This window comes from Paenarthrobacter sp. YJN-D, assembly GCF_015040335.1.
GTDB classification, from domain to species: domain Bacteria; phylum Actinomycetota; class Actinomycetes; order Actinomycetales; family Micrococcaceae; genus Arthrobacter; species Arthrobacter nicotinovorans.
In genome coordinates this window covers 1,010,900-1,028,417 of sequence record NZ_CP053549.1, presented here as the reverse complement: position 1 = coordinate 1,028,417, position 17,518 = coordinate 1,010,900, and the positions used below count along the sequence as shown (strand labels likewise).

Annotated in this window: 15 protein-coding genes; 12 read left to right on the top strand and 3 right to left on the bottom strand. The window is 63.3% G+C overall.

From position 1 onward, the window contains the following. The first annotated feature begins 19 nt into the window (after nucleotides 1–19). From HMI60_RS04810 to rsmD, 3 genes are read left to right on the top strand one after another with little or no spacing between them, the layout of a single operon-like run. Complete coding sequence (locus HMI60_RS04810; RefSeq protein ID WP_193590657.1) at nucleotides 20–1,027, top strand: DAK2 domain-containing protein; 1,008 nt, start codon at nucleotides 20–22, stop codon at nucleotides 1,025–1,027. Next, nucleotides 1,017–3,272, top strand: a complete 2,256-nt coding sequence (locus HMI60_RS04805; RefSeq protein ID WP_193591125.1) for an ATP-dependent DNA helicase RecG — start codon at nucleotides 1,017–1,019, stop codon at nucleotides 3,270–3,272. The genes HMI60_RS04810 and HMI60_RS04805 overlap by 11 nt, the downstream gene beginning before the upstream one ends. A 33-nt stretch (nucleotides 3,273–3,305) precedes the next feature. Continuing rightward, complete coding sequence (rsmD, locus tag HMI60_RS04800; RefSeq protein WP_193590656.1) at nucleotides 3,306–3,872, top strand: 16S rRNA (guanine(966)-N(2))-methyltransferase RsmD; 567 nt, start codon at nucleotides 3,306–3,308, stop codon at nucleotides 3,870–3,872. 13 nt (nucleotides 3,873–3,885) lie between these two features. Here rsmD and HMI60_RS04795 read toward each other — a convergent pair whose 3' ends face one another. Both HMI60_RS04795 and HMI60_RS04790 read right to left on the bottom strand, forming a co-directional pair. Next, nucleotides 3,886–4,674 carry a spermidine synthase gene (locus HMI60_RS04795; protein ID WP_193590655.1) on the bottom strand — a complete coding sequence of 263 codons (789 nt, stop codon included), beginning with the start codon at nucleotides 4,672–4,674 and terminating at the stop codon, nucleotides 3,886–3,888. Next, complete coding sequence (locus tag HMI60_RS04790) at nucleotides 4,671–5,924, bottom strand: aminotransferase class I/II-fold pyridoxal phosphate-dependent enzyme (RefSeq protein ID WP_193590654.1); 1,254 nt, start codon at nucleotides 5,922–5,924, stop codon at nucleotides 4,671–4,673. The genes HMI60_RS04795 and HMI60_RS04790 overlap by 4 nt, the downstream gene beginning before the upstream one ends. Before the next feature lie 35 nt (nucleotides 5,925–5,959). Between HMI60_RS04790 and coaD the strand changes: the two genes are divergently transcribed. From coaD to HMI60_RS04745, 9 genes are all read left to right on the top strand, one after another. Then, nucleotides 5,960–6,460, top strand: coding sequence for a pantetheine-phosphate adenylyltransferase (coaD, locus tag HMI60_RS04785; RefSeq protein WP_018776228.1), 501 nt, complete (start codon nucleotides 5,960–5,962; stop codon nucleotides 6,458–6,460). Between the two features lie 165 nt (nucleotides 6,461–6,625). Then, nucleotides 6,626–7,153 carry a DUF177 domain-containing protein gene (locus HMI60_RS04780; protein WP_079582429.1) on the top strand — a complete coding sequence of 176 codons (528 nt, stop codon included), beginning with the start codon at nucleotides 6,626–6,628 and terminating at the stop codon, nucleotides 7,151–7,153. A 33-nt stretch (nucleotides 7,154–7,186) separates the two neighbouring features. After that, nucleotides 7,187–7,390, top strand: a complete 204-nt coding sequence (gene rpmF / locus HMI60_RS04775; protein WP_193590653.1) for a 50S ribosomal protein L32 — start codon at nucleotides 7,187–7,189, stop codon at nucleotides 7,388–7,390. A 23-nt stretch (nucleotides 7,391–7,413) separates the two neighbouring features. After that, on the top strand, nucleotides 7,414–8,124 hold the full coding sequence (rnc, locus tag HMI60_RS04770) for a ribonuclease III (RefSeq protein WP_018776226.1): 711 nt from the start codon (nucleotides 7,414–7,416) through the stop codon (nucleotides 8,122–8,124). 3 nt (nucleotides 8,125–8,127) lie between these two features. Then, complete coding sequence (gene mutM, locus HMI60_RS04765; protein WP_018776225.1) at nucleotides 8,128–9,105, top strand: bifunctional DNA-formamidopyrimidine glycosylase/DNA-(apurinic or apyrimidinic site) lyase; 978 nt, start codon at nucleotides 8,128–8,130, stop codon at nucleotides 9,103–9,105. A 46-nt stretch (nucleotides 9,106–9,151) separates the two neighbouring features. Further along, nucleotides 9,152–9,292, top strand: coding sequence for a hypothetical protein (locus tag HMI60_RS04760; RefSeq protein ID WP_155845886.1), 141 nt, complete (start codon nucleotides 9,152–9,154; stop codon nucleotides 9,290–9,292). Then, complete coding sequence (locus HMI60_RS04755; protein ID WP_193590652.1) at nucleotides 9,289–10,008, top strand: hypothetical protein; 720 nt, start codon at nucleotides 9,289–9,291, stop codon at nucleotides 10,006–10,008. The genes HMI60_RS04760 and HMI60_RS04755 overlap by 4 nt, the downstream gene beginning before the upstream one ends. 61 nt (nucleotides 10,009–10,069) lie before the next feature. Continuing rightward, nucleotides 10,070–11,317: an MFS transporter gene (locus HMI60_RS04750; RefSeq protein ID WP_227453652.1), complete on the top strand. Its 1,248-nt coding sequence runs from the start codon at nucleotides 10,070–10,072 to the stop codon at nucleotides 11,315–11,317. Continuing rightward, complete coding sequence (locus tag HMI60_RS04745; protein ID WP_193590651.1) at nucleotides 11,314–12,354, top strand: PD40 domain-containing protein; 1,041 nt, start codon at nucleotides 11,314–11,316, stop codon at nucleotides 12,352–12,354. The genes HMI60_RS04750 and HMI60_RS04745 overlap by 4 nt, the downstream gene beginning before the upstream one ends. Nucleotides 12,355–12,364: 10 nt before the next feature. Here HMI60_RS04745 and HMI60_RS04740 read toward each other — a convergent pair whose 3' ends face one another. Beyond that, nucleotides 12,365–17,278 carry a DUF4082 domain-containing protein gene (locus HMI60_RS04740; RefSeq protein ID WP_193590650.1) on the bottom strand — a complete coding sequence of 1,638 codons (4,914 nt, stop codon included), beginning with the start codon at nucleotides 17,276–17,278 and terminating at the stop codon, nucleotides 12,365–12,367. Nucleotides 17,279–17,518: the final 240 nt, after the last annotated feature.

Here is a 17,518-nt window from a genome sequence, read left to right as displayed (position 1 = left end):
CGCCGCGAATGCGCACGCCATGAAACGTTGGCTCGGCAAGGCGGAGGTGGTCCTCGGAAACCACAGCGACCGCCTTAATGCGATCAACATCTTTCCCGTCGCCGACGGCGACACGGGCACAAACCTGTATCTCACGGTCCGTGCTGCCGTTTCTGCGTTGGATGGACCCACCGTTGCGGCGTCAGAATCAGGCCACGATGTTGGCGCGGTTCTGTCAAAGGCCGGCCAGGCAGCCATGGAGCAAGCGCGGGGGAATTCGGGAACGTTGTTCGCGGTCTTCCTGTGCGCGGCCGCTGAACCTTTGGCAGGCAAAACACGCCTTAGTGCCCCGCTCCTGGCTACCGCACTGAACAGGGCCCAGATACGTGCCTGGTCCGCGCTCAGCGAGCCCGTGGCCGGAACCATGCTTTCAGTCCTGGAAGCCGCCGCCCATGCCGCACAGCGGGTCGACGCAGAGCAGGACGGCGACGACAGCAACCATGCGCTGGGGTTGTCGCTCGATGCCGTGGTGGAAGCTGCCTACCAAGCCGTTCTTCGCACCGAGGATGAGCTCGCCCAGTTGCAGGAAGCGCACGTGGTCGACGCCGGCGGCGTGGGCATGCTCCTGGTATTGGACTGTCTTCGTTCCGCAGTGCTCGGCGAGGAACTGCAGGACGAAATGCTGGACAACCTGCACGGCTACAAGCTGCAGGATCCACACATCCATGAGCACATGCCGGCAGATGACGGCGTGGAGGTCATGTGCACCATCAGCCTTTCCCCGCTCAACGCTGCCATCCTGCGGCAAAGGCTGGATGAGATAGGCGACTCCGTCATCATGAGCCAGGTCGGGGGTGCCCGGAACGACGACGACGATGACGAGGAATCGCCGATGGAGGCCAGTTACCGTTGGCGTGTCCACGTCCACGTTCCGGATCCCGCTCCGGCCGTGGAACTGATCCGTTCGCTCGGGGAACCGAGCGATATCGCCGTCAGCCAGCTTGCCCTGCCCCGGCATGATTCAGACCAGCCACGGCATGATTACTGAACTGGAACTGCCCCTCGAACGCAGGATCGGTAAGCGGTCCGCGGCAGTTATCGATAAACACCTGGGCCTCAAATCAACCGGCGCCCTGCTGAACTACTTCCCGCGGCGTTACCTGAGCCGCGGAGAGCTGACGCCCATCAGCAACCTGCCGTTGGACGAGGAAGTCACGCTCATCGCCCGCGTCCTGTCCAACAGCACCCGCCAGATGCGCGCCCGCCGTGGTTCCATCACAGATGTCGTCGTCACCGATGAGGCCGGCGGAAGCGGTGTCGCGGGGACCCTGAAGGTGAGTTTCTTCAACGGGTTCCGCGCCAAGGCGGAGCTGCTGGCCGGTCGCCGGGCCATGTTTTCGGGGAAGGTGACACGCTACGGTGGGGCTCTTGGCCTGACCAACCCCGACTTCCTGTTGCTCGATGAGGACCCTGAAGCCGAAGGCTCCGTGGACCCTGCGAAGCTGGCCGCCATGCCTATTCCGGTGTACCCGGCGACAGCCAAACTGACCAGTTGGTCCATTCACAAAGTGATCACTGCGCTCCTGCAGACCATGGACCTTGACGGGCTGGAGGACCCGATCCCGGCGCATCTTGCCGGGAGGGACGGTTTGCTGAGCGTCGCTGAGGCGTATCGGCTGATCCACTCGCCGGAGACCCCCAAGGACTGGCAACGGGCGCAGGAACGATTCCGATACCAGGAAGCTTTGGTCCTGCAGACTGCCTTGGCGAGGAGGCGCGCCCAGCTTGCGGCCGAGGAAGCCACAGCCAGGCGACCGCTGCCCGGGGGCCTCCTCAGCACCTTCGACCGGAACCTTCCGTTCACGCTGACCGCCGGCCAGTCCGCCGTCGGAAAGACCCTGGCCGAGGAGCTGGGCCGGGATACGCCCATGAACCGGCTCCTGCAAGGCGAAGTGGGTTCCGGCAAAACAATCGTTGCCCTGCGCGCCATGCTCCAAGTCGTGGATGCCGGAGGCCAGGCCGCGCTCCTCGCACCCACCGAGGTCCTTGCCGCCCAGCATTTCGATTCAATCCGCCGGACCCTGGGCCCACTTGCCCGCGACCATATTTTTGGCGGGGCAGGCATGCTCGGCGGAGACTCCGGGCAGCAAGCCGTCCAGGTAACCTTGCTGACCGGTTCCATGCCCACCGCGGCACGAAAGCAGGCAATGCTTGATGCGGCGTCCGGAAATGCCGGGATCGTCATCGGCACGCATGCCCTGCTGAGTGACAAGACGAGTTTCCAGGATCTCGGCCTGATTGTGGTCGATGAGCAGCACCGCTTCGGGGTGGAGCAGCGCGATGCCCTCCGGGCAAAAGCACAACGTCCTCCCCACTTGCTGGTGATGACGGCAACTCCCATTCCGCGTACCGTCGCCATGACTGTGTTCGGTGACCTTGAGACCTCCATCCTCGACGAGCTTCCCGCCGGACGAGCCCCTATCTCCACGCATGTGGTGGGGCTCTCGGAAAACCCGGGTTGGGCTGACCGCATCTGGAAGCGGTCGCGCGAGGAAGTCGACGCGGGACACCAGGTCTATGTGGTGTGCCCCAAGATCGGATCGGACGACGACGGCGACTTCAGTCCCGGCGAATCGGAACCGAGCGAAGCGGAACTCCAGGACGAGGGCGGGGCGAGGGAGCTCGCGTCGGTGACTGCCGTCGTCGAGGGCCTCCTGCAGGAGCCGTCCCTGGCTGGTGTTCCAGTGGCACCCCTGCACGGAAGGCAGGACCCGCAAATGAAGTCTGAAACCATGGCCTCATTTGCGTCCAATGAGACCAAGGTCCTGGTTTCCACCACTGTCATCGAAGTGGGCGTGGATGTCCACAATGCCACGTTGATGGTGATCCTTGATGCTGACCGTTTCGGCATTTCCCAGCTCCACCAATTGCGGGGACGTGTGGGGCGCGGCGGGCTTCCGGGCACGTGCCTGCTGGTGACCACCCTGGAGCCCGGGCATCCGAGCCGGCGCCGCCTGGAGGCGGTTGCGTCCACTACCGACGGTTTTGAATTGTCGCAGGAGGACCTCAAGCTGCGCCGTGAAGGTGACATCCTGGGGGCTTCACAGTCCGGCGGACGCTCCACTTTGAAGCTGCTCCGGGTCCTTGAGCACGAGGACATCATTGCCCGTGCAAGGGCCGACGCCCAGTCCCTGGTGGCGGACGATCCCGCGTTGGCGGACCAGCCCGCGCTTGCCGCCGCGATAGATCAGTACCTGAACCCTGAGAAGGAGGCGTTCCTTGAACGCGGTTAGAAGCCCCGGCAAAGGCCCGCAAGGAGTATGCCTGTGAGCCGCATCATCGCCGGAGTTGCCGGCGGAAACCCTCTGGCAAGCGTCCCCGGCAATGCCACCAGACCCACGACGGACCGCGTCAAGGAGGCCCTGTTTTCGCGTCTGGAATCGTTGGCGGTGATCGACGGCGCGCGGGTCCTGGATCTCTACGCGGGCTCGGGTTCGCTGGGTGTCGAGAGCGCCAGCCGGGGCGCGCGCAGCGTGGACCTGGTGGAGTTCGATGCCAAGGCAAGCGACGTCTGCCAACGGAACGCGGACCTGGTCAACCAGACCCTGGGGTCCAAGAAGGTTTCCGTCCACCGTTCCAAGGTGGAATCGTTCCTGGAGCGTGCAGGCGATGCTTCGGTGTGGGACCTGGTCTTCCTTGACCCGCCCTACCCCCTGGACGAACCGGCGCTGGCTGCGGTGCTCGAAAAGCTGGCACTGCACCTGGACGATGCCGCCGTTGTGGTGGTGGAGCGCAGTTCCCGCAGCCCCGAACCGTCGTGGCCGGATGCCTTGGAGTGTTTCGCCGACAAAAAGTACGGGGAGACCAAGCTGTGGTTCGCTGAACCGGCGTGAGCACTGGTTCCGTTTAGCCGGTGATCCGGTCCAGGTCCACGCCCGTCAGGACGGCAGCCGGGTGGGGGCCGCGGGCCAATAGTTCAGCTGTCCATTCCGCGGGCCATGGCGTACGTGTGCCGACCAAAATTATGTTGCCCGGATAGCGGCCTTCAAACATGCCGGCCTCCGCGAACGCAGCAACATCCGGCATGGCCTCGCGCAGCGCTGAGACCTGGCTGCGGACAAGCGTGAGCGCCGGCTCGTCGCCCACATTGACGATGAGGACGCCATCGGGAGCCAGCCGGGCTGCTGCCTCTTCATAGAACTCCCGGCAGGCGATATGGGAAGGGGCCTCGGGCCCGGAAAAGATGTCAAGGATGACGACGTCGAACCCTGCCTCGGCGGGAAGCTGCGCCAATGCGTCGCGCGCGTCGCCGATATGGGAGGTCAGCCTTGTACCGTCGGGCATCGGCAGTTTCTGGAGGACAAAGTCCAGGAGTTCACGTTCCAGTTCAACGGCGTACTGTTCGGAGCCCGGTCGGGTGGCCTGGATGTAGCGGGCCAGTGTAAGTGCTCCGGCGCCCAGATGAAGGGCCCGGATGGGGCGGCCAGGTTCTGCGGCCAGGTCCACCACGTGCCCGATCCTGCGGAGGTATTCATAGAAGATCTCACCGGGCGCCGCCAGGTTCACGTGTGACTGTTCGGCTCCGCCGATGCTCAGGATGAAGCTGCCCTCCACGAGGGGGTCTGTATCGATCGTGGCGTGCTGGCCGCTGGTGCGGAGGAAGCGGGCGGCATGGCCGGAATCCAGGGAATTCACAGGCGTTCCTTGAGCGTAGCCAGGCGCCCGGCAGCTTCTTCCAGGACGTCGATCTTCTTGCAGAAGGCAAAACGCAGCAGGCTGCGGGTGCGTTCGGCGCCTTCCGGATGACAGAAGACCGGAACAGGGATGGCAGCCACTCCGACGAGTCCGGGCAGGTGCCTGGCGAGATCAACGGAATCCCTGATGCCCAGCGGCGCGGTATCGACGTTGATGAAATACGTGCCGCTGGGGTTGAAAACGCCGAAGCCCGCGGCGCGGAGGCCTTCGGCGAGGATGTCGCGCTTTTGCCGGAGGGTATCGGCAATGCCCTGGTAAAACGCGTCGGGAAGGCCCAGTCCGACCGCGATGGCGCCCTGGAAGGGCGTGCCGGAGCTGTAGGTCAGGAATTGCTTCACGGTGCGTACAGCTGCCACCAGGTGTGCCGGTCCGGTGAGCCAGCCGATTTTCCATCCGGTTAAGGAGAACGTCTTGCCGGCGGAGGAGATGGTGATGGTTCGTTCGGCGGCGCCGGGCAAGGTGGTCACCGGGATGTGCGGCACTCCGAAGGTGAGATGCTCATACACTTCGTCGCTGAGGATGATGGCATCGTATTTGACGGCCAATTCCACGATCCTGGCGAGGACGCTCTGCGGAAATACGGCACCCGTGGGGTTGTGCGGGTTGTTCAGTAGGACAATTTTGGTGCTGCTGCTGAAGGCTTCTTCCAACGTTTCGAGGTCCGGCAGGAAATCAGGGGCCAGCAGGGGAGCGGTGACATGCTTGGCGCCGGACATCCCGATGATGGCACCGTACGAGTCGTAGAAAGGCTCGAAGGTCAGGACCTCGTCGCCGGGTTGGACGAAGGCGAGCAGCGCCGCTGCGATGGCCTCGGTTGCTCCCGTAGTGACAAGGACTTCATTGTCGGGATCCGGGTCCAGGCCGTAAAACCGTTGCTGGTGGGTCGACACGGCTTCCCGCAATGCGGCAACCCCCTTGCCTGGCGCATACTGGTTCGCTCCTGCCGCAATGGCCGCCTGCGCTGCGTCCTTGATCTCTACGGGGCCGTCCTCATCGGGAAAGCCCTGACCGAGGTTGATGGCTCCGGTGGACACAGCCAGTGTGGTCATTTCTTCGAAGATGGTGACTCCCAGGTCCCCGGCAGGTGAGAGCAGGTTGGCTCCCATAGCGGCCCGTTTCCAAGGTGCCGGAGCGTCGGCTGAAGTTCCAATAAGGGGAGCGCTGCTGCCTGCTGATGCCATGGCAGCCATGGTATCCCGGCGAAGCCATGGGGTAGGTTCGTCTCATGAGACGCGCGGTATGCCCTGGATCCTTTGACCCCATCCACAATGGACATCTCGAAGTCATTGCCCGGGCCGCCGGCCTGTTCGATGAAGTCATCGTTGCCGTGTCCACCAATTACGCCAAAAAATACCGGTTCAGCCTCGAAGACCGGATGGAGATGGCACGCGAAACGTTGGCTTCCCTGCGCGGAATCATCGTGGAGCCCATGGGTGAAGGCCTGCTGGCCGAGTATTGCCGCCACAGGGGCGTTTCGGCGATCGTCAAAGGCCTGCGCTCGTCCTCGGACTTCGACTACGAGTTGCCGATGGCCACGATGAACCGCCAGTTGACCGGCGTCGAAACCGTCTTCCTGCCCGCCGAAGCGCACTACGTCCACCTGTCCTCCACCCTGATCAAGGAAGTCAATGTCCTGGGCGGGGACATCTCTGATTACGTCCCCAAATCTGTGTTGAAGCGGCTCCTTGCAGGCGAGCCGCCCACTGAAGCGCCCCGCAAGGGGTAGGCTTGTCGGGTACCTGCGCCCTCACGCAGAGTTCCCCAAGCTTAAACCAGCGTGCTTCTGTGCGCGCCCGGTGCCGGTTTGAGTCCTCAAGCGTGATCAGGCTAAGATGGTACGTCGGTCATATGTTCTACAGGAGTTCTCATTAAGCGAGATGCAAGTTCGCCCTTGGCGCTGGTAGTCAAGGACCTTGGACGCAGTCCAGGGACCATGCGGACACTCAACGAGCATGTACCTGCGCCAAGTGACCTTGGTGTGGCGCTCATTGGCGTAAAGGAAGGCTCGGATATCGAGCTGGATCTTCGTCTTGAGGCCGTACACGAAGGAATTCTGGTATCCGGATCCGCGATCGTCGAAGTAACCGGCGAGTGTGGGCGATGCCTGGATCCCCTTGCGTATGACCTTGAGGTCAATGTGCAAGAACTTTTCTTCTACGAAGGTGCTGAGCTTTCGGCCGAAGAAGACGATGAAGAGCAACGTCGAGTCGAGTACGATCTGATCGATCTTGAGCCGGTGTTGCGGGACGCAGTTGTCACTATGCTGCCGTTCCAGCCGGTGTGCCGGGAAGACTGCCAGGGTCTGTGCTCCGAATGTGGAGCGCGCCTGGAAGACGAGCCGGGGCACCACCACGAGGTCATTGACCCTCGCTGGGCTGCCCTAGCTGATCTGGCTAAGACTGACCGGCAAACCGATTAGTAAGTGTTCGTCTAAGAGAGAAATGAGATAGCCGTGGCTGTTCCCAAGCGGAAAATGTCTCGCGCAAATACACGCGCCCGCCGTGCCCAGTGGAAGGCAACTGCCCCCAACTTGGTCAAGACCATCGAAAACGGTCAGGTTACCTACAGCCTGCCGCACCAGGCAAAGGTCATTACTGACTCTGCCGGCACCGCGCTGTTCCTTGAATACAAGGGCCGCAAGGTCGCAGACGCCTAATCTGCCGTAGAGGCTGACTAAGGATGTCTTCAACTGAAGAGCTTCTGAAGCGTCTCGGTGTCTCCATTGACACCGAGACGCTTCGTCTTGCTCTCACACATCGCTCATACGCGTATGAGAACGGCGGGATCCCCACCAACGAGCGCCTTGAGTTCCTCGGCGACTCCATCCTGGGTTTCTCCGTGACCGATTCCCTTTACCGTGAGAACCCCACGCTGCCTGAAGGCGAGCTTGCCAAGCGCCGCTCCGCCGTCGTCAGTACGCGCGCCCTGGCCGGAATCGGCCGTGAGATCGGCGTCGGCGAGTTCATCTACCTCGGCCAAGGCGAAAAGCTTACTGACGGCAAGAACAAAGCCTCCATCCTGGCTGACACCATGGAGGCGCTGATCGGTGCCACTTATCTGTCAAACGACATCGAAACCGCACGCCAGCTGGTCATGCGGCTCGTGGGACCCCTCCTGAAGGACGCAGGTGCCCTGGGCGCCGGCACGGACTGGAAGACCAGCATCCAGGAGCTCACCGCCAGCCGGCAATTGGGCGCCATCCACTATGCGGTGGAAGGCTCCGGGCCGGATCACGCGCGAACTTTCGAAGCCGTACTGAACATTGGCGGAACACCCTACGGACGCGGTTCCGGGCACTCCAAGAAGGAAGCAGAGCAGGAAGCGGCCGCCGATGCCTGGCGTGCCCTGACTGCCCTGGACACGACCCCGACTGGTCCGGCGTCCGCTTGATCCATGCCTGAGCTTCCCGAAGTAGAAGTGGTGCGCCGTGGCCTTGCCCGATGGGTCAGGGGCCGGACCATCACAGCCGTCGAGGTGCTGGACCCACGCTCGATCAGGCGCCACGCCCTTGGGACCGAAGACTTCGTGGGGAATCTGGAACACGCCACGGTGCTTGACGTCGTGCGGCGGGGAAAGTTCCTGTGGATGCCTCTCTCCATGGACGGTGTGTCCGCCACCGGTGACGGGACCCTTCCCGAGGTCGCGACCCTGCCCAAGGTCGCGCTTATGGCCCATCTGGGAATGAGCGGACAACTTCTCATGCAGGATCCGGACGTGCCGGACGAAAAACACCTTAAGGTCAGGATCTCGCTGAGCCCGGTGGAGGGCATGCCGGAACAACTCAGGTTTGTGGACCAGAGGATCTTCGGCGGACTCTTCGTGACCTCCCTTGTGCCCACCCCGGACTCCGGGCCCGGTGGCCTGGGCGAGACGCCGCTGCCGGAGATCGCCGAGGAAGCCTCGCACATAGCAAGGGATCCGTTGGATCCGTGGTTCTCATTCGACGCGTTCTACCGGAACGTCAAGAAGCGGAAGACGGGCCTGAAGCGTGCCCTGCTGGACCAGGGAGTTATCTCCGGTATCGGCAACATCTACGCCGACGAGGCCCTGTGGAAGGCGCAGCTCCACTACGCACGGCCCACCGATACCTTGCGACGGGCAGATGCCGAGCGGCTCATCTCGGCCGTTAAGGATGTCATGGACGCCGCCTTGGCCGCCGGCGGGACCAGCTTCGACTCCCTCTACGTTAACGTCAACGGCGATTCCGGCTACTTCGCGCGCTCCCTCAACGCCTACGGGCGGGCCGGTGAATACTGCCTGCGTTGTGCCGGGAAGGGGCTTCAGAGTGTCATCAAACGGGAACAATTCATGAACCGTTCCTCCTACACCTGCCCGGTTTGCCAGCCCCGCCCACGGAATGGGCGCTGGTAGCGCCAAAACTGTTCCGGAATCGTGGCGTGAATGGCAGACTGTCCCCATGAAACGCTTGGTGCGGTACATCGCCATCGCACGGCCGAACGCCACCTCGTCGCAGGTGGCGTCACTTCTACCCGCCGCCCCTGAGTCCCACGCCGTAAATCCGCGGCCGGGCGGGGCTGTTCTTCCGGTCATGCCATGATGGCGCGGCGGCTGGTCATCGCAGGCATATGCCTTGCCGTGCTGATCGCCGCCGTCGCAATACTCTTTGACCAACTGGCGGTGAAGCCGGCCCCTTCGGCGCAGACGACGTCCTCGTCGTCGCCAAGCCCGGGCTCGACTGTCCCCGGGTCAACAGCTTCGGCGGGAACCACGTCGCAAGGCGCCGAGGTAACCGGCTCCGGTAGTTCGCCGTCGGATGCTTCAGCAAGCGGAGGTACTGAAAACGGTGACGACGGCGGTTCGTCACCGTCCGCCGGCCAGCCACTGGAAGTCCTTCCCCCTGTGACGGCAACACCGACAGGGCTGCCCGCGCCAACTGCTCCCGCTCCACTGATCACCGGAGCCTTGCCGGAGCCTGGTACCGCAGCCGGTGAAATGGTGGACGGCTGGCCCGCAGGGATCCTCACCTTGCCAGCGGGCTCGACCATCGGTTCAACCTCCGTGTCGACCTCGAGCAACACGCTCCAGGTCGCAGCTGACGGCATCATCGACAAGCCCCGTGCAGAGGTGCTTGGTTCCTTCCGGGACTCTTTGGTGTCCCATGGATTCTGGTCCGAAGACGCTCCGGCAGCGGAAGGATCCTCGGCTGCCCGGTTCGTACGGGGAACGGATACGGTCACTGTTTCGGTATCAACCACAGGGACCGGCAGCTCGCGGTTCCAGCTTCTGGGCAGCCTGCACACGGCGGCGGATTAGGGCACCCATGTATATTTCCCTTTCTGACCGCAGCGGCGGTAAGCGGGATAAACCGCAGGGCATGGGGACGGCACTATCCAGCGAGGTGCCGTTCCGCTTGTCCCCGGTGATCCTGTGGCTGGGCATTGTCAGTATGGTCACCGATGTGTCCTCGGAGTCGGTGTCGGCCATCCTGCCCCTGTACGTGACAGGTTTCCTGGGTTTGTCCACCATCGCCTTCGGCGTCATTGACGGCATCAACCAGGGTGCCAGTGCCATCGTCAGGATCGCAGCCGGCTGGGCTGCCGACCGCACCGGCCACCCTAAGCGGATAGCTGTGGCGGGCTATGGCTTGTCTATGCTTGCCAGGATCGGATTCCTTGTCGCCGGGAGTTTTTGGGCGATCGCGGCAATCGTCACAGCCGACCGCATCGGCAAGGGCATCAGGACGGCTCCGCGTGATGCGCTGATTTCAGTTTCGGCGCAGCCGCAGCATCTGGCGAGATCGTTCGGCGTGCACCGGATGCTGGACAACATCGGCGCGGCAGCGGGTCCGTTGATCGCCTTCTTTGTGCTGTTGATGATTCCCAACGGATTCAGCACAGTGTTCGTGGTGTCACTGGCTTTCGCGGTGATCGGTGTTGCCGTTCTTGCCTTGGTGGTGCCCGATGTCCAGGCCAAGGCCTTGAGAGGGGCCAGCGAACGGAAGGACCGCAGGCTTTTCGCATTTTCCTGGAGCCATTTGAGGGAACCGGGTTTGGGCAAGCTGCTGATCGCGGCGGGGATGTTGGGCCTGATCACGATTGGCGACGGTTTCATCTACCTGGTCCTGCAGGACAGGGATTCGTTCGCGGTCCAATGGTTCCCGCTGCTTTTTGTGGGCACCAACGTGGTGTTTCTTGCTTTGGCCATTCCGCTGGGACGGCTGGCGGACCGGGTGGGGAAGATCCCGGTGTTCGTCGCCGGGCATGTTGCCCTGCTTGCCACGTATTTGCTGGCGGCGGCACCTTTTGGCGGCCTGTGGGCGACGGTGGGCTGTTTGGTCCTGCTGGGTGCCTTTTACGCAGGCACTGACGGGGTCCTGGCCGCGCTGGCAAGCCAGCTGACGCCGTCGGGAAAGCTCGCCACGGGAATCGCCTCCGCGCAGACTGTGGTGGCTCTGACCCGCATGCTGGCCTCGGCCGGATTCGGTGTGTTGTGGTACGCCGTTGGTGCTTCCACCGCGATGCTCTTGGCAGGGGCGCTTTTGGCCTGTGCCGTTGTGGCTGTGGTTTTCATCCTCCGAGGTGCCAAGCGCGATGTCCCGGCCGACGTGAGCGACGGAGCATGAGGGAACGCGCCTCCGGGGGAGCTGCCGCGGGGAAGGTGCGGTGGGGTGTCCTCCTGATGGTCACTGTACTGGTCCTGGTCGCAGCGGGCGTCTACGCGGTGGGGGCCTACCAACGCTTTGAAGAAAGCCGGACGGCGGCCTCGTCCGTGGGGACCTCAGCCGGCGGACAGCTCCCCGGTGCTCCGTTCGTGCTGTTCCGGAACACCGCGTCAGGGCAGGGGTACGGGAACGCCGCAACTGTTCCGTTGTCGGATCCCGGCGGTAGCCGGGCCGTGAGCGGCCAGGAATGCGACCGGGTCTACGGCTCGCCGGAGCAGGTGGTGTGTTTGCGCACCAACCGAGGGCTGGTGACCTCTTTTGAAGCCGAGGTGTTCAACCGTAACTGGGAGCAGCAACGGGCCTGGCCGCTTCCCGGGATCCCCAGCCGGACCCGGATCAGCCCCGACGGCTCCAATATCGCCACTACGGTGTTCGTCACCGGCCACTCCTATGCGACAGCAGGATTTTCCACCGCCACCGAAATCAGCCTCCCAGGCGGTTCCACCGGCAACCTCGAGGACTTCGCCCTGCTGGTCAACGGCGAACGGTTGCAGGCTACCGACCGCAACATCTGGGGGGTGACCTTCGCACCGGAGCAGGCTGATGTTTTCTATGCCACTGCGGCCGCCTCCGGACGCATCTGGCTGGTGCGGGGGAGCCTGTCAGCAAGGACTTTGACGGCTGTCCATGACAACGTGGAGTGTCCTTCGATTTCCCCGGACGGGACCCGGATCGCGTACAAGAAGAACGACGGCGGCGCGCTGGCAGCGCACTGGAACGTCGCGGTTCTTGACCTCGCCAGCGGACGCGAGACCGTCCTTGCCGAAAAGCGCAGCGTGGATGACCAGATCGAGTGGCTCGATGACCGGAGCCTTCTCTACGGCTTGCCGGACGAGACAACGGACGGGGACAGCAACATCTGGAAGCTGGAAACGGAACCGGGCGCCCAACCAAGCATGTTCATTGCCCATGGTTGGTCGCCCAGCGTCGTTCGCTGACGTTGTTGCTTCAGCAGATCCTGAGCAAGCCGCAGACGAGTCCAGTCTGGGTCGGGCTGGGTGATGGACTCGGTGACGGGGTCGCTGTCGGTGACGGGGTCGGGGTCGCTGTCGCTGTTGCTGTTGCTGTTGGGGTTGCTGTCGGCGTGGCAGTAGGTGATGGTGACGGCGCCGCCTGCTGCTGGGCTGGAGCTGCGGTGGAGTACACCACATCCACGAAGTAGTTCGTGGCGTTCCAGGAACTGGTGGGCATCACGCCGCCTGAGCCGTACCGGTAGCGTCCGTTGTTGGGGCCCGAGGCCGTGAACACTCCGCTCGTCCATGTCTGGTTAAAGAATCCCTGCGTTGAGGAGTAGCGGCCGTTTGGCGCCCGGTAGGAGACCACATAGGTCTGTCCGGTAGACAAGGCAACCGGGGTTGCCAAGGTGGCGGTTTGCCAGCCGGTGGCCGTTTCGTTGGTGAAGGTCACCTGTGCCAGCCTGGTGCCTGCGGCGTTCCACAGCGAACCAACATGGGTGCCTGTGTTCCCGGTTCCCTTGTAGAAGCGGATCCCTGTGACGTTCCCCGCCTGGGACACCGTGAAGGCAGTTCCGAGCTCCACCGAAAGCGGGTCGGAGTTGGCGGCAACCTGGGGAAGCAACGAACCGAAGATCGTCGATTGCTGGACCGCTGCCGCCGCCGTGGTGAACTGCCAGGTGGTCGGGGGCAGGGATTGCCCCTGCGGGGTGGCCACGCCCGAGACGTTGGCGGATATCTGGGTGTTGGCGGGAAGGGCGGCCGTCGGCGTGAACGTGATGGTGCGGGCGTCAGCTGACAGTGCTGCCGTTCCTGCGACAGAGGATCCGTTCGCGGTCAAAGTGAACGTGGCGCCCGGATTGATGGCGGTGGAGAACGTGATGGATGGTTTCACGTCCGTGGGAATGGCGGCGGCTCCTGGAGCGGGCACCTGGGCACTGATGGACAGGGGAGGTGCGGCTACGGTGAAGACCAAGTCCACCAGGTAGCTGGCCGTGGACGCCGTACTCGGGAAGTCACTGGTGTAGGAGTACGCCCCCGAATCCGGCTGGGTCTTCAGCGGTCCCCTCGTGAAGCCTTCACCGAAGCCACCGGAGGTGTAGGAGTACTTGCCTGTGGGCGTCTTGTAGGCAGCTACATACTCGGTGTCCGCCTGGATGTTCACGGGCTGGCTGAACGTAGCAGTCTGCCAGCCGGTGCTGGATTCGTTCGTGAACGTCACGGTCGCCAGGACCTGGCCGCCCACCGTGTAGAGGTATCCGGTGTGGGTCCCGGTGTTGCCGGCCGACTTGTAGAAGCGCACACCGGTCACCTGGCCCGCAGTGTCGCTGGTGAAGCGGACACCCAAGGTCAAGGGCACGCCATCATCTACTTCGAGGGTCGTTGGCGTCACCGTGTCCTCGTACAGGGTGCACGGGCACGAACCGGGTGTGCCCGCGGCCTGTACTGTGGTGAACTGCCACGTCCCACCGGATGACATTGGTTGTCCGGAAACGGCCGTAGCAGTCACCGTGGCCGTGTAGGAAGTAGCCGCCGCCAAAGGTGCCGAGGGCGTGAAGGTCACCTTGCGGGTGTTGCTGTCATAGACAGTGGTCCCGGCAACGGCGGCACCTGCGGCCGTCTTGAGTGACAGAGCGACGCTTGAGGACACGGCTGCTTCCGAAAGAACCGCGCTGACCGTTGTGTTGAGCGGAACGCTCGAGGCGTTCGGAATGGGGGAGTGGCCACCAACGGTGAACGGAGGCGCCGAGACCACCACCACTACGTCCACCAGGTAACTGGTGGAGGACCTCGAAGCAGGGAAGTCCCCGCTGTAGCTGTAGGCCCCCGCGTCCGACACAGTCCGCAACGGTCCAACGCTCAGTCCGGCCCCAAAGCCGTTGGCGGTTGCCGAATATGCGCCCGTGGTTGACTTGTAGCTAGCTATGTACTCGGTATTGGCAGCCATTTGGACCGGCTGGCTGAACATGGCCGTCTGCCACCCGGAACTGCTCTCATTGGCAAAGGTGACCGTTGCCAGCTGCTGCCCGCCCGCTGTGTAGAGCGCGCCTGTATGGGTGCCGGTGTTGCCGGCTGACTTGTAGAAGCGGACCCCGGTCACCTGACCGGCGGAGACACTGGTGAACCGTACTCCCAAGGTCAGCGGGACTCCGTCCTGGATTTCCGCGATGCCGGGAGTGACGGAGTCGTCATAGAGGCTGCACGGGCACGATCCCGGCACGGACGCCGTGGCAGCGGTGGTGAAGGTCCACGTGCCGCCCGAGGTGACCTGGCCTCCCGTGCTGTCAGTGCCTGACAACGTTGCCGTGTACACGGTGCTGAAGGCCAGCTGGGATGCCGGAGTGAACGTTGCCTTGCGCGTGGTCGCGTCATAGCTCGTAGTGCCCGTTACCGTTCCGGCAGAAGACTTCAGGACCAGCTGGACGCTGGCTGGGGTCACTGGCTTGGAGAAGGAGGCGCTGACCTTGGTGGTCACGGGGACGCTGGACGATGACGGAATGGGGGACTGCCCGGACACCGTCAGCGGCGAAGTATCCACGGTGCTGAAAACTGCATCAACGAAGTAGTTGCCACCGTTGAAACTGGTGGTCGGGAAGCCTTGCGAGGTGTTGTACACGCCCGCAGGCTCCGCCCCGAAACCACCGGTGACCTTCAACGGCGGATCATTGAATCCAAAGCTCGCCCACTGGTAGTCCTTGGTGGCATAGTGCCCCCTGGGTGCCCAGTACGAGACCGTGTACTTTTGGCCCGCGGAAACTGCTACCGGCTGGCTGAACAGCACGCTCTGCCAGCCCGAGGCGGTTTCATTGGCAAAAGTGGCGGTAGCCAGGCGGGTGCCGGTGGAGCTCCACAACGAACCCGTGTGGGTTCCGGTATTGGCCGAGCTCTTGTAGAACCGGACCCCCGTCACGAAGCCATTCACTGAGGGCGTGAACCGCAGGCCCATTTCGTAGGCTCCGCCGTCTCCGGAGTCGGTGATGGCAGGGACAGTTTGGCCAAAGACGCTGTAGGGTCCGGTGAGGCCAAGGTTCCTCGTAGCCACGGCTCCGATGTTGGCGCTGTCATCCACGGCCCGAACCTGGATCGCGGCGGTGTCCAGGCCCTTCTGGATGTAGGTGTAGGTCCAGGAAGCCTTGCCCTGGGCCGGGTGCCAGGTAGTACCGCCGTCGGTGGAAACCTCGACGCCGGCCACAACACCGCCGGTGTCCGTGGCAGTTCCGGTGACCGTCACGCTGCTTCCGTGCGCGATGGTTGCGCCGTTGGCTGGAGCGGTGATGGTCGCCGTGGGGCCGGTCAGATCCGAGCTCGCGCTCGCAGCAACAAGCCCGGCCGCGCGGGTTGCCGGCTGAACGCCCATGTCCGCAAACAGGTTCACTTGAGCCTGCCGCATGCGCATATCGGCAGCGGCGCCGTCGCCGTCGTGCTCCTGATCCAGGCCCCAGGTCCACTGGACGCTGCCGGCCGAGAAGACAAGAGCCCCGCTGGCCGCCCGGTACAGGGTGATGTGATGCGTGGTTGTGCCGGGCTTGACCGTATTTCCGTAATCCTGGAGGTACTCGCTGACGCTGCCGACTGTTGTGGACAGCTGGATCAGACCTGACGGCCGGAAACCGTTATCGAGGTCCTCGTCGGATTCATAGCCCACTGTGTGCGGCGCCAAGGCAGCAGTGGAACCTGCGGGCAGGGAAGCCAGTGAGGTATTGCGCCACAACCGCGACTTTCCTTCAGCGGCTGACACCGTCACTGGAAGGTCGGTGTAGTTGGACATATACAGCGTGCCCGTCAATCCGTTTTCGGGCAGACCACCGCCATTGGCCTGGGATGCGTAGCGCGGATCCCGCCATGTTCCGGTCCATTGGCTGGTGGGGTCGATCTTTCCGTTGCTCCACGTCTCCTTGTAGCAGGTCAAGGTGCGGCCCGCGGCGCCGTCCACGGAGGAGGGCTCGAACCGCGTACGCCAGTACATTTCATTGCCCGAAAGGAACTGGAGGTTGACGCCCGCGTCGCGGGCCGCAGTAACGTTGGCCCTTTGGGGGCCGGACCAGTATTCGTCGTGGCCGACGGAAAGAAATACCTTGTGGTTCAGCAGCTCCGCACCATTGCGGTCAACGTCAAGGCCGCTGACGTAGCTGACGTCATAGCCGTTTTGTTCCAGGAACCGCACCATCGGATATTCGTTGGCGAAGTAGAAGTCCCGGCCTCCGATGCCGCCCCGGGTGTTCACGGGGCGGTTGTAGCTCACTTTGTAGGCGCGCCCGTTGACGGCCCCCTGGTAGAAGTCGGCGCCGCCATACGTGTTGTAGGCCTGCCAGGTCTGGTCCGCTGTTTGGAAAACGATCGATGAACGGTTTCCGTCGTTCCTGACGATGAAGGTGATGTGGCTCTGGCCGCCCGTATCCGGTCGAGTGAGAAGGGCGATATAGACCCCGGAGACCGCGGTCGCAGGTACCTGCCAGGTGGCCGAAACAGCCCAGGTACCGCAGTCATAGAGTTCGGTTGTCAGATCGTTCCTGCATGCGGGCTGCGTCTGGCGCAGGACCGATGGAGTGACGTCGGCAATCTTCCGCGCACCGTTGCCTCCATACCAGCCCGTGCGGTAGATCGCGATGGTGTAGCTGGGGGCCTTCGTGTCGATCTTGAAGCGGATGGGTTGTCCGGCATTGACGCTGATCTCGGTGGAGAAACCCTGGATTGTGTCATCCCCGGCCCCGTCAATGTCCCATTCCGAGGGCGGGCTGCCCGGTTTGGAATTCTCACACGCCACAGCGTTCACTATGGGGTCGCAGGGGCCCGCCGCCACAGCCGCGGGGGCGGTCAGGGGCAGCAACGCTGCCACCATTGCCAGCACCAAAGTGAAGAGCAGCCCCTTGAGGGCCCGCTGAGGTGGGGTTGCTGAAGGACCGGGCATGAGAACTCCTGGAGTGGTACGCCAATTGCTACGACGGGTCTGCGTCTTCACACAGCCCCTGCTTGCCGCTCCCCAGCCAGGGTCAAACCAAGATCTTCAGTTATGGAAACCACGGTGCCTTGTGGATAGGCGTTCCTACTACGGGACCGGATCCAGCCAAAGCCGAACAGAAGTTCAAGCCGAGGCCGGATCACCGGAACGAATCCACCAAGTAACCCTTGGCAGGAGTGTAGGGGTGCG